We start from the raw sequence: 12,696 nt of genomic DNA, 5'->3' as shown, positions 1-12,696 counted from the left end.
AAAAAATTTACAACATTTTTTTAGGACAGGCCGTTAAAAAACACGTGTTAAATAAGTAGGACCCACCCAAATATCAGGAGGTTATATGAGTCCTACATTCAATAAAAACGTCTGCCGTTATACGGCTACAGCCCTCACTGCGCTTGCTTTCTGGAACTGTTCCGGTGATTCCCGCGCAGAATCCCCGCTTGACACCATCGAGATCGGCGCCACGGCAAACGTGGCACTGAACTTGGATTATCCCGACACGCCGTTGCTCGACAGCCTTGTGCTCGACTGTTTTGGGCCTGACACGCTCCACCTCGTGCATTCCATCGAAAAGAAGTCGTTCAACCTCGATCTTTTCCCGGGCGAAGAATGGATTTTCAATGCAAAGCTCTACGCAAACGGAGCCTTGATGCAAGAGGGCGAAGTTACAACCGCCCTCGAAGCTGGTTCCGCCGTAAACTTGAAAATTCCGATGCATGCGCTTGTCGGCTTTGTCTACGTGAAGATTCCGATTGGCTTTGGAAACCCCGCGGGTATCAGGAAAGGCGAAATGAAGCTCACAAGCAAAGACGAAACGTACACCTACCCCATGGTGTTCGATTCGGACAACGTCACATTCACCAGTGACGATCTCAAGCTTGATAGAGATTACCACATTTCGCTTTCCATGCAAGACGAAAGTGGCAAAAACATCTTCAGCCTGGAAGATGACTTTACACTCGACGAAAACACGCCAATTCCAAACTTTCAGATTGAATCGCTCCGCAGCAAGATTGCTCTCGCCATTGATATTGCGAAAGACGTAAACCTGCAGGTATCGCTCAAGCTCCCCGCCATGAAGCGCATGCCCACGGTAAATGACCTCGTCGTAAGCGAATTCTTTGTACAGCCCAAGGATTCCACTCAGCTCACCTTCGTAGAATTCTACAACGGCAGCACGGACACCCTGATTTTGGACAAGTGCACGCTCGGCAAGACATCGAACGTGAGCGGGGCCGCAGAAATCGCAACCGTAGAACTTCCGCCGAACAACGTTCTCGTTATAGGCGACCAGAAGACAGTGGAAAATGCAGGGACCTATAGATTTGCCGAGAACATGCCGGCATTCGGCAAAACAAGCGGTTCGCTTGTGCTGCAGTGCAACGGGAATGTTCTTGACTCGATCTATTACGGCAAGGCGGATTCACTCCATGTAACGCCGCTCCCCATCGGTTCAAGTTCCGCGGCAGTCCGCAAGAGCACGCAGCTGAACATCGGGCTTTGGAACAAGCGCAACGAACCCGATTCCTGGTGCACAGCAACGCCTACGCCGGGCGTGATTTCAGCCTGCGGAAATTAGCGATCAAGACAACAAAACTGGCCGTCCCGTTGGGGCGGCCTTTTACAAGATGGCGATGCCGGAATGGTTCGGCAGGCTCACCAACCTTAGTGCGGCATGACAATGTTTAAGCGTGGATCTGGGAGCTGGCGCGTTCGATATCGAACAGGCGGCGCAAGTTTTCGGCCTTGGCCGGTTCGCGTTCTTCCGGGAGCGTGAGCGGACCCATGTTAATGGCGACCAAGATTGAACCCGGATAGTTGTTCACGCGCTTGATGAAATCGCTCACAGAAACGCCTTCTGTGTAGAAGTCCACGACAAACGTGTCCCAGTCGTCTTCTTCAAGCTGCTGTAAAGCTTCAGCTTCAGTCTTGACGGTCTTGAAATAAGCACCCACGAGCAAGTCCGAAAGGACTTCGAGGCAGGCTTCACGGCGTGCATCGTCTTCTTCCCAAATCAGGATGCGGCGGTCGCTGTAGTCACGGACTTGCGGGACAAAGTTTTCCTCGGCGTTCAATGCATCGAGCATCGCACCGTTGGCTTCGTCCATTTCTTCATCATCAAAATTATCGATTTCTTTAGCCATGCTGTAAATATAGTAATTAGACGAAAGACGAGAGACGAGAGACGAAAGATTTTTCGCAGAATCCGTGCGAAGCACCATTATTCCACTCTCGTCTCTAGCCTGTAGGCTCGTAGAGCCGTTCTTTCGTCTATTCAGGGCTTCGCCGCCCTATATTCTATGCACGTAGTGCATGATTCTTATTCTAACACCTATAACCTGTAACCTACAACCTTTAAAAATTCTCATCGAACCAGCGCTGGAGTATGATGGCGGCGGCAGTGCGGTCGATAATGGCCTTGTTTTTCTGCTTTTTCTTTTTGCTCATGTACGAGGTGAACTCCTGCGCCTGCACGCTGGAGTACGATTCATCCTGCGTATGGATTTTCATCCCCGGGAAGCGGAGCGAGAGGTCCTTGATAAAAGCCTCCACCACCACGTTTTTACCGTCCTTGCGGCCATCCGGGTGGTAAGGCATACCGACCACGAATTCGTCAATCTTGTTGAGGCGCACGAGCTGATCCAGGCGCTCGAACAGGTTCGTCGTCTTCTGGTCAATCGTCTCGCGCGAAAACGCCATTTTGAGCTCGGAATCGCCAAAAGCGACCCCGACACGATGCTCTCCGTAATCCAAAGCCAAGTAATTCACGCCCCTAAATATAGAATACGAACTGGAAATATTGCATTTTTCCGCTCATTTTTCTATCTTTGCGCCGAAAATTAAAGCCAAACGGTAAAATATGGATCAATCAAAAATCAGAAACGTTGCCATCATCGCCCACGTTGACCACGGTAAAACAACCCTGGTGAACCAGCTCCTCAAACAGTGCGGAACCTTCCATGAAGGTGAAGAAATCGTGGACCGAGTGATGGACTCCGACAACCTCGAACGCGAACGCGGCATTACCATACTCTCCAAGAACACGAGCGTGATGTACAAGGGATACCGCGTGAACATCGTCGATACCCCGGGGCATGCTGACTTCGGTGGCCAGGTGGAACGCGTTTTGGGTACAGTCGATGGCGTTATCCTGGTGGTTGACGCATTCGAAGGCCCGATGGCCCAGACCCGCTTTGTGACTCAGAAGGCATTGCAGCTCGGTCTTACCCCGATCATCGTCGTGAACAAAATCGACCGCGATGGTTGCAACCCGCTCCTCGCTTTGGACAAGGTCTTTGACCTGTTCTGCGAACTCGATGCATCTGAAGAACAGCTCGACTTCGACAAGGTGTTTGGTAGTGGCCGTAAGGGCATTTGCCGCGCCGAACTTGAAGACCCGGATGGCGACTTCAGCATCTTGATGGACAAGATCATTGAACGCATCCCGGCTCCGAAGGGCGATCCGAACGCAGAACCGCTCCTCCAGATTGCATCCCTCGAATACTCGAGCTTCCTCGGCCGTTTGGCTGTGGGCCGCGTGCAGCAGGGCGTGTTCAAGCCGAACCAGACCTACGCTCAGGCATTCCCAGATGGAACAGTCAAGACCATCCGCCCGCAGAAGATCCTCCGCTACGAAGGCCTCACCCCGAAGCCGATTGAAGAAGCCGGTCCGGGCGAAATCATCCTCATCGCAGGCCTTGATTACTTTGACATTGGCGATACGATCAGCGCAACAAGCAATCCGAAGCACTTGCCGCGTATCCACATCGACCCGCCGACAATCTCCATGCTCTTCACGGTGAACACCTCCCCGCTCGCCGGCAAGTACGGTGGAAAGTTCATGACGGGTAACCAGCTCCAGGAACGTTTGGAACGCGCCCACATGGCAGACCCCGCCCTCCTCGTCGAAAAGGCCGAAGGCGCCTCGACGTTCAAGGTCTCTGGCCGTGGTATTTTGCACCTCACGATTCTCGTCGAAAACATGCGCCGTGAACTTTACGAATTCACCATCGGAAGCCCGCAGGTGATTTTCCAGAACGACGAAAACGGCAAACTCCTTGAACCGGTGGAAGACTTCAAGGTTGAAGTCCCGAGCGAATTCAGCGGCGCCTGCATCCAGGAAATCCAGCAGCGCAAGGGCGAAATGGTCAACATGACCACCGACGACAACGACCGTGTACAGCTCGAATTCATCGTCCCGTCCCGTGGCCTCATCGGTATCCGTCCGAAGCTCCTCTCTCTCTCGAAGGGTTACGCCGTGACGCAGTCCTTCTTCAAGGAATACCAGCCGTACAAGGGCGAAATCCCGGCACGTATCAACGGAGTGCTCATCGCTAAGGAACCGGGCGAAGCCGCAAGCTACGCTCTCTCCAAGCTCGAAGACCGTGGCTACCTCATCATCGGACCGGGTGCAGAAGTTTATCCGGGCATGATTGTGGGCGAACACAACCGCGACGTCGATATCACCGTGAACGTCACGAAGGGCAAGCACCTCACCAACATGCGTGCCGCAGGTTCTGACGACATGATTCAGCTCACGCCGTACCGCCGTATGACTTTGGAAGAATGCGTCACCTTCATCAACGAAGACGAATGCATCGAAGTCACTCCGGAAGTGCTCCGCATCCGCAAGACCGAGCTCGACCCGATCAAGCGTAAGCAGATGTCCAAGAAGCCGGCTGAAGACGACGATTAATTCGCGTTTCGCGCAAAACTTAAAGAAGCACCCTGCGGGGTGCTTTTTTGCATTCGCCTCGGCGCAGTTACTAAAAAATCCCGACCTTAAGGTCAGGATTTTTAATTCATTTGAAGCAACGATTCATCGCTAAATTCGTCTTATTCGTTGTCTTTGACGCAACGAAGGCTGGAACCCTCAGATTTACTACTCATACCAGAATCTAAAGATTCTCCACCAGAAAAAAGCTGGATTATAGCGGCATTAGCTCCATATTCAGAAGCCGACCATAAACTACCATTTTCTCCTAGTCCCATATATTGTCCACCATCATAACGGAACCCCGCTGGCAAAAGGCCAAAGCCAAACGCATCTATTCCATTTTTTTCATCATCCCATCCACTAAGTGACTTAAGCTTTGTACCAGCAGTACTTTTACCACCAATCATTTTATACAAAATATCAAATTCGGACTGCGTTGGAACATGCCACCCTTCGGGGCAAATACCTCGATGAGGACTGTTTGGCTTACACATTGATCCAACTCCACAAGCTACAGCGCCATTTTTCTGAGAAACAATCCCGGCACTATCCATTGCTGCAGACCACGTGTATAAGCGGCCATAAATATCGCAATTGCTTTTTGCGTTATAATAGCACCAACTTGTGGAATCAGATGCATACGCACCATTATAAAAAGCGACTCCTGTATAGGCAAAATTTAAATTTTCGGCCATCCATGTCTGGGAACCAATAGTCACAGTCTTATAAGTTTGACCATCACGACTATCCGTCATAGAGCCCAAAGTAAAATCAACAATGGTATTTGAAACTTCTGTAGGAGAATCTTCGGAACAAGCCGAGAAAAACACACATGAAGCAGCCATTACAAAAAAAACAAACTTCATAATAATTATGATGGACGATTATCAACGCCCATTTTTTTAGTTTAAATATCTTTCGCGAGGCGCCCTTCCCCACTTTGCAATAGCTCCGTGAGGTAGCCCTTTGCAATTTGGCAAGATTCCGGGAGCGTATGCCCAAGCGCCAAGTTTGCCAAAACAGCAGATGACAAGTGGCAGCCAGTACCATGTTTGCCGTTACCCGGGATTCGCTGACTTGTAAACTTGTACTGTTTACCGTCCCTATCCCACAATGTATCAACGGCTTCGTCATCCGTTGAATGGCCGCCCTTCAAAAGCAGGGCGAAATCCTTCCCGAATTCAAACTTTCCGCGAGAAGCGGCCTGTTCAAATCCCAGGAATCCGAACTCGTCCAGATTTGGAGTGACCAAATCAATCTGCTTCATCACCGGCATAAATTCATCGCGTTCTGCCGAGCGCATAAAGTGGAACCCAGCCGAAGCGCTAGCAATCGGATCCCAAATAATGTAGGCATCCGGAGACTTTTCACGGACAAATTCTACAATTCGCTGCAGGACTTTAGCCTTTTCGACAAGTCCGATTTTCACGAACTTGAACTGTCGCTTAGCAAACAACGTTTCAAGTTGCGCTTCGATGCGTTCCCAGATTACCCAGCCAGGCGCCACAAATTCATCTTCGTTCTGTTGCGTGAGTGCGGTACATACAGATTCACAGAACACGCCAAAGTGCGCCATCGTCTTGACATCCGCTAAAATACCAGCGCCCGCAGAGCCATCGAAGCCTGCGATAGTCAATGCAAATTTCATTTTTTCAGACATTTTATACCACCGAATAAATTCCAATCATCACTACGGACACGCCGCAGATAAGTCCCACCGCCGGGAGAATCGGGCGGCGCATGGACTTTGCCCCAAGGAAATACACCATGCAGCCCTTGGTAAGCGTATTGGCGAGGCTCGCAAAAAGGAGCGCCAAAATCAGGTTGTGGTGTTCAAGAGTCGCCTTCCGGCACATGTCGATGAGCGAGAATGCCACCGCATCCATTTCGGCTGCACCGCCCAAGAAGCTACAAATCATCAACGCGCCCGAGCCCAAATAAGCGTGAGCCGCATTCGCAATGAACATGACCACCGTAAAGACCAAGCCAAACTTAATCGCCGGCAACAGCTTGAACGGGTTGTTAAAATCAGTCGTCTTCTGGCGATGATCCTTAGACTCACGAAGCTTCAAGTACGCCGCATAGCCAAGCCCCGGCACCACAGGCACAAGGAGAGGAGCCAAAAGCGGAAGCGCAAGTGACGGCATCAGGAATATGCAAATGAGGTAGAGTCGCGCATACATCACCGACCAGCTGAGCACAATACCAAGCGTGAAGTCCGCCGCATACTGTTCGTTATCGACGCTACGGCCCGCCAAATTCAGCGTGAGTGCGGTACTGCTCGCAAGCCCGCCCAAAAGTCCCGTGAGCCAAATGCCCTTGCCCGGCCCAACAAGTTTGATGAGCACATAGCCCACAAAGCCAATGCCGCAAATGAACACCACAAAAAGCCAAATCGTATGCGGATTCAAGACCTCGAGCCCCGGCGGACCAAATGAGCGGTTCGGCAGGAACGGCAAAATCATGAGAGAAATCACAGCAAACTTGACAGTCGCCATAATGTCTTCTGTCGAAAGTTTCTTTGCAAAATCGTGGAGCTGCCGCTTGACCGCCAACAGCCACAAGAGCACAATCATGAGGATGCACGCTTCCAAAAGCCGGTTGAACCAGCAAAGCGCCCCCAAGAAATAAATCATGATAAGCGCCGCACTCGTCGTGACACCCGCAGGCCCGCCATTATTCTGGTTCGAGAGTCCGTACGCAATATGGCTTGCCACAAGCAAAAGCCCGACAATCACAAGCCCGACGACAAAGGGAACGATCGATTCCATCAAGTCGCCCAGGTAGCAGGACAATGCGCCACAAAGGCTCACAATCGAAAACGAGCACAGCCCGGCAGGGTGCCTAGAATTATTGCGGGAATACGAGTTTTCACGCTGCATCCCGATAATGAAACCGATTCCCAGCGCTGCCGCAAGTTTATAAAAGATATTGAACTCAATCATCATTCAAAATCTAATCAAAAAAATGTGCGAAAGAAAAGTTTTATAGAACTTAGTTGGCAGAACTTAGTTGGCAGATTTTCAAAGATCTAAGTTCTAATTACGCCATTCGCTGTTGCTTAGAGGCGAGCTTCATGGCGTACATATTAGCATCCGCCATGCGGTAAACGTCCATTGCAGTCACGGCATCACCGCGACGGCGCACAGAATAGCCATAAGCGACATTCAATTCAATCGGCAACTTGGCTTCTTTTTCCAAAAGCACCATCGTCTTTAGCGCGGTATTCAAATCAGAAAGGTGTTCTGCACGAACAATCGCCACAAACTCGTCACCACCCATGCGAATAGTCGTCCCAATGCCATTAAACGCATTCTTGAACACATCGGCAAAAGCACACAGGAGCTTATCACCCGTCGAATGTCCAAAGTGGTCGTTCACGTACTTGAGGCCATTCACGTCGATACTCACGATAGCATAGTCGCTATCATCGCGGTTGAGCACTTCAAAAATGTGTTCGCACTTTGCGCGGTTATAAATGCCAGTCAAGGCATCGCGATAAGCAATCTGGCGGAGCACTTCCTTTTCGGTCTTGTCCATGAGCTCCTCGTACATATAGACGAGATAGCCCACCATCAAGAGCAAAATGAACAGGAGCGTACCGACCGGGAGGCAAGTCGCATCCAAGAAGGATTTTTCCAAGCCGAACAAGTTCTGCACATTATAGCGGAACAAATCGGCAATGCCAAACAGCACAAACACCACCGTTCCCGACGCAAGAATTTTCTCTTGCATTCCGGCACCGCGGTCATAAAGGACCTTGAAGAACACCATGAACAGGAACGAAATAAAGATATAGCTATGGTAAATGAGCAAGAACGTCGGGTAATGCGCAATATCGGTCACATGCAAAATCGTCGTCACCACAAAGAACAGCACACCAAAGCCGACAATGACTTTCAGCACGTTCAACTTCCAGGTCGGAATCTTGCCCGCACGCATATTGATAATCAAAAGGCCAAACGGGATTGCAGCAAGGTAAAGCGAAACGTATTCCAACGTCGTATCCAGCGCATAGTTCGTGGAAACAATCTGGATACCCTTCGCGTAATTCAGCGTCCAAAGTCCCATCAAACCAGCAAACAAGCCAATCAGAACAAGGCGGTAATAAGCCCTGTCAAAGCCGACGGCACAGCAGCCTGTAATAAAGGCAATCATCCCGAAAAACATTAGGAATATGCCAATGGTAATGGAATCAGAATTTTGCGAAAAATAGTCTGTCATGCTATTTGAACGCAAAAGTTCAATCTGCGCCACAGATTTTGCGGCCGCTTTTTCGGTCACAATCGTCACCACGCGGATGACATGATCGTCAAGAAATTCCGGCATATTTACAAGGTGGATGCCGCTACCGACCAGTTTTCCCTCTTTAAAGCGTTCAAAACCATAACGGTAATAGCAAACACTGTCAACATAGACAGCTACTGCAACGTGATACGCATGGAATCGGAGCGTTGTCGGCAAGGGAATCGAATCGTTCCGCATGTCGCGCTCGTAGATGATCGTATCGCCGGGCTGAATATTTGAGGGAACTCGGAAATCGGAGACATGTTCCATCGGCGGAAGATGAATGCCGCCAAAAGAAATGGACCAGCCATCGTTAAGGGCGATGACATTGTTGCAAGAACCATGACGGCACATGCCGTTAAAACTGACAACAAATAGAACAACAATTACAGCGGCAACCACTGCAATGAGAAGTCTAAGTATTTTCTTTCCATTTCTCAACAACATCTCTAGTATATAATAAGTTATTCTAAGGGCAATAGAACCTTATTTTTTTCGTACCCAAATTTCAAAGGTTGTCGGGAAGTCGTTTTTTTCGTCTGCCGGGAAAGATTCTTCGCTTTCTTTCTGGAACTTATCGTTCCATTCAGGGAAGAATACATCGCCTTCCACGTGCGACAAAACTCTCGTCAAATAGAGTTTTTCGACAAGCGGCATAGCTTCACGGTACACGGCAGCACCACCGATAATGAAACATTCCGTCTCGCCAGCAGCGCGAGCGGCCTCAATAGCCTCACCGAGCGAAGAGCAGACAATGCAGCCCGGGGCCTGGAAATCCTTGTTGCGGGTGAGCACGTAGTTCGTGCGGTTCGGGAGCGGGCGTCCGATATCGTCGTAATTTTTGCGACCGAGGATGATGGCATGCCCCGTAGTAATCGCCTTGAAGCGCTTGAGATCGGCAGAAAGGTGCCACGGCAAGTGACCGTCACGCCCGATGACATTGTTTTCAGAAACAGCAACAATTGCAGAAATTAACATCTTTCGTCTCTCGTCTGTAGGTGCGCAGCACCGTTCTCTCGTCTCATCGGTGATGATAAGGGTGGTTTTGCATGACCATCTGGACGCGGTAGAGCTGTTCCACCGTAATAATCCTGGCGTGGTCGTGGGTAAAAGTCAATGGAGAAAGGCTCAAGAGCAAGTCGGCGGACTTTTTCAAGTTCTCGTCGATGCCGTACGCAGAGCCAATCAAAAACACAATATTTCCCGTAAAGCGGGCCTGTAACGTATCGGCAAGCTTCACCGTCGTCATGAGCTTGCCCTCTTCAGAGAGGATCACTCGGCGGTACTCGTTACGCGGGAATTTTTTTTCGAAAAGGGCGGCTTCCTGGGCAAGCGCCTGGGCGTGGTCGTCAATTTTCGATTCCTTGAGCTCCACCACTTCCAGTGGCATCGCGGAACCGCGCAAACGCTTCACATACTTTTCCACCTCGTCCGCAATGAACGGGGAACCTGCACGACCGAAAACAGCTAAAATCCATTTCATAGTTAGACGAAAGACGAGAGACGAGAGACAAGAGAAAACAAACAAATACGATAACTATCGCCTTCAACAAGATCCAAAGCTAAACATTTTTCCATTTACACCTCTCTCGTCTAACCTATCTCCCAACCGATAGCCGGTCAATCAGGAACGAGGGCATTCCCTGCTTTTTCATGCGGTTCTGCGTCTCGCGGATGTCGTATTCCACTCGGATGAGCCGCACGCACTTGGTCTCGGTATCGAGCAGACACCAGCAGGCTCTCGGGTCGCGGTCGCGGGGTTGTCCCACACTGCCGACGTTCACCAGCAAGCGTTCGGTATTCGCAATCACGTACTCGTACTCGTCCAGAATCTTCGGGATCGCCAAGGGGCGGCTAGCAATGATAACCGGGCTATGCGTATGCCCCACAAAGCAGTAGCGCTCCGAGAAATGGTCAAAAGCGTTCAGCGCATCCTCGAGATCGGTCACGTAGACCCAATCTGCCGGAGACAAGGGCGACGCATGCACAAAGCAGATATCGTTTTCTTCCTGGATGTACGGGAGCGAGCGGATAAACGACACGGACTCCTTGGAAAGGTTCTTCTGGGTCCATTCAATCGCCTGCTTCGCGTACGGGTTGAACCCGGCGCTGGATTCGTACCGGACCGCCACGCTATCGTGGTTCCCGATTAGGCACACATCCATGTTCTCTTTAACCAAATTGACGCACTCATCGGTATCGACGCCATATCCCACAATATCACCAAGGCATACTCTCCGTTCCACGCCATTTTCGCGCATGGACTGGAGCACAGCCTCGAAAGCGGTGGCATTGGAATGGATATCTGAACAAATACCGTAAAGCATGCCCGTAATTTAGAAAAACAATTTAATATAAGTGGTGAAATTGACCAATTTTACTACATTGGCAGCCCTATCGGGCTGCATTTAGTACGGCTCGGCCATGTCAAAACATAAATGTTTTGCCGCGGCGCTCACCTTTTACTACATTTGGGCATGTATGGTAGTCATTCAAGACAAGATGAAGGTGAGCATAGCCTACACCCTCAGAGAAGGCAAGCGAATTCTTGAAGAAGTTCCCGCCTCCCAACCGTTCGTGTACATCCACGGATACAACAACATCATTCCCGGACTCGAAGACGCATTGACGGGGCGTCGTCTGGGCGAAAAGTTTACGGTGAGCATTCCGGCAAATCTCGGTTACGGCGAATACCGCAAGGACCTTATCCTCACGGTCCCAAAAGAAGAACTCCGCGACGTCGGAGAACTCTGGCTCGGCATGGAACTTGAAATGTACCAGGATAACGACATGCGCGAATTCCAGTTGCCGGACACCGCCGAGGAATTTGTAAACGACTTGAACCTGGATGGCGATGACGACCAGTGCGACGGCATTTACACCATCAAGGAAATTCTCGAAGACACCGTGATTGTGGACGGGAACCACCCGTTTGCAGGCAAGGACTTGATTTTTAACGTCGAAGTTGTAGACATCGTCGAAGCAAGTTTCACCGAACAGGAGTCCGGCTTCCCGGATGAAGACGATTACGACGGATACGACAACTACGACAGTTACGACAATCGCATGGGCGACGACAATTTTGACTCAAACGAAAGGAGATGGCGCTAATGGCATCGATGGATGAACTCAAGAAGGCTGCAGGCGTTCGTGCCGCAGACATGATCAAGGACGGAATGATTGTCGGTCTCGGCACAGGCAGCACGGCAGCTCACATGGTGAACCGCCTTGCCGAACGCATCAAGACCGAAGGCATCCACGTGACGGGCGTTTCGACCAGCTGGAGCACCACACTCCAATGCCGTAGCCTCGGCATCCCGCTCAAGGAAATGGGCGAAGTGAGCCACCTCGACATGGTGATTGACGGCGCCGACGAAATCGACCCGAACCGCAACCTCATCAAGGGACGCGGAGCCGCACACCTCCTCGAAAAGATTGTCGCCTCCATGACGGATAACTACGTGATTATCGCAGACTCCGGCAAGGCCGTGCAGCAGCTCGGCACCAAGTTCGCCGTCCCTCTCGAAATCATCCCGGGCGCTATCGCCGTCGTGACCGAACGCGTGAAAAAGCTCGGTGGCGAAGTCAAGGTTCGCATGGGCGCTCCTGGCAAGGATGGTCCGGTGATTAGCGACAGCGGTAACCTCATCGCCGATGCGAAGTTCGCTCCCATCGCAGACCCGGACAAGCTCGCCCGTGATCTGGAACACATCGTGGGTATCGTCGGACACGGCCTGTTCATCAACATGGCAACGAAAGTCATCCTCGCTGACGAAGCCAAGGGTTTGATTGAATTCTAGTAATCAGGCTTGTCATCCTCGACCAAGCATAGCGCGGGAGGGGATCCAGTGAATTGTCACCCCGGCCCACCAGGTCCCTGAGCCTGTCGAAGGGCCGGGGTCTTCTTTTTATACGAGAAGGCGATGCCGGAACTGAGTCCGGCA

Annotated in this window: 13 protein-coding genes; 4 read left to right on the top strand and 9 right to left on the bottom strand. The window is 50.9% G+C overall.

Translation table 11 applies throughout. From position 1 onward, the window contains the following. The first annotated feature begins 85 nt into the window (after positions 1–85). Positions 86–1,327, top strand: coding sequence for a lamin tail domain-containing protein (locus B3A20_RS03555; RefSeq protein WP_290761905.1), 1,242 nt, complete (start codon positions 86–88; stop codon positions 1,325–1,327). A 106-nt stretch (positions 1,328–1,433) separates the two neighbouring features. Here the strand turns inward: B3A20_RS03555 and B3A20_RS03550 are convergent, their stop codons facing one another. Both B3A20_RS03550 and ruvX read right to left on the bottom strand, forming a co-directional pair. Continuing rightward, entirely contained in the window at positions 1,434–1,970 is a 537-nt protein-coding gene (locus B3A20_RS03550) for a hypothetical protein (protein ID WP_290761902.1), read from the bottom strand. Positions 1,971–2,103: 133 nt separating this feature from the next. After that, positions 2,104–2,517: a Holliday junction resolvase RuvX gene (ruvX, locus tag B3A20_RS03545; protein WP_290761899.1), complete on the bottom strand. Its 414-nt coding sequence runs from the start codon at positions 2,515–2,517 to the stop codon at positions 2,104–2,106. Positions 2,518–2,608: 91 nt separating this feature from the next. On the opposite strand from ruvX, the gene typA reads away from it, so the two are divergent. Beyond that, positions 2,609–4,444: a translational GTPase TypA gene (typA, locus tag B3A20_RS03540; RefSeq protein ID WP_290761896.1), complete on the top strand. Its 1,836-nt coding sequence runs from the start codon at positions 2,609–2,611 to the stop codon at positions 4,442–4,444. Between the two features lie 140 nt (positions 4,445–4,584). Here typA and B3A20_RS03535 read toward each other — a convergent pair whose 3' ends face one another. The 7 genes from B3A20_RS03535 to B3A20_RS03505 all read right to left on the bottom strand — a co-directional run bounded on the left by B3A20_RS03535 (position 4,585) and on the right by B3A20_RS03505 (position 11,079). Next, positions 4,585–5,331 (bottom strand): fibrobacter succinogenes major paralogous domain-containing protein, encoded by a 747-nt coding sequence (locus B3A20_RS03535; RefSeq protein ID WP_290761894.1) that lies wholly within the window; start codon positions 5,329–5,331, stop codon positions 4,585–4,587. Between the two features lie 41 nt (positions 5,332–5,372). Continuing rightward, complete coding sequence (gene thiD, locus B3A20_RS03530) at positions 5,373–6,125, bottom strand: bifunctional hydroxymethylpyrimidine kinase/phosphomethylpyrimidine kinase (RefSeq protein ID WP_290761891.1); 753 nt, start codon at positions 6,123–6,125, stop codon at positions 5,373–5,375. 1 nt (position 6,126) lies between these two features. After that, positions 6,127–7,413, bottom strand: a complete 1,287-nt coding sequence (locus tag B3A20_RS03525) for an MgtC/SapB family protein (protein WP_290761889.1) — start codon at positions 7,411–7,413, stop codon at positions 6,127–6,129. A 94-nt stretch (positions 7,414–7,507) separates the two neighbouring features. Further along, positions 7,508–9,199, bottom strand: a complete 1,692-nt coding sequence (locus B3A20_RS03520) for a GGDEF domain-containing protein (protein WP_290761887.1) — start codon at positions 9,197–9,199, stop codon at positions 7,508–7,510. 39 nt (positions 9,200–9,238) lie between these two features. Then, a complete protein-coding gene (locus B3A20_RS03515) occupies positions 9,239–9,730 on the bottom strand; it encodes a dihydrofolate reductase (RefSeq protein WP_290761885.1) in 492 nt (163 codons plus the stop codon). Between the two features lie 43 nt (positions 9,731–9,773). Continuing rightward, the gene (locus tag B3A20_RS03510) at positions 9,774–10,235 is read right to left on the bottom strand and encodes a 23S rRNA (pseudouridine(1915)-N(3))-methyltransferase RlmH (RefSeq protein WP_290761883.1); all 462 of its coding nucleotides are present in this window, start codon (positions 10,233–10,235) and stop codon (positions 9,774–9,776) included. Positions 10,236–10,350: 115 nt separating this feature from the next. Continuing rightward, positions 10,351–11,079 (bottom strand): metallophosphoesterase family protein, encoded by a 729-nt coding sequence (locus tag B3A20_RS03505; protein ID WP_088659047.1) that lies wholly within the window; start codon positions 11,077–11,079, stop codon positions 10,351–10,353. Positions 11,080–11,233: 154 nt separating this feature from the next. Between B3A20_RS03505 and B3A20_RS03500 the strand changes: the two genes are divergently transcribed. Together B3A20_RS03500 and rpiA are read left to right on the top strand one after the other, a co-directional pair. Further along, positions 11,234–11,863: an FKBP-type peptidyl-prolyl cis-trans isomerase gene (locus B3A20_RS03500; RefSeq protein WP_073424488.1), complete on the top strand. Its 630-nt coding sequence runs from the start codon at positions 11,234–11,236 to the stop codon at positions 11,861–11,863. Then, complete coding sequence (gene rpiA / locus B3A20_RS03495) at positions 11,863–12,552, top strand: ribose-5-phosphate isomerase RpiA (RefSeq protein ID WP_012819869.1); 690 nt, start codon at positions 11,863–11,865, stop codon at positions 12,550–12,552. The genes B3A20_RS03500 and rpiA overlap by 1 nt, the downstream gene beginning before the upstream one ends. Positions 12,553–12,696: the final 144 nt, after the last annotated feature.

The organism is Fibrobacter sp. UBA4297, from assembly GCF_002394865.1.
GTDB lineage: Bacteria > Fibrobacterota > Fibrobacteria > Fibrobacterales > Fibrobacteraceae > Fibrobacter.
This window is presented reverse-complemented; position numbering and strand designations above follow the sequence as displayed.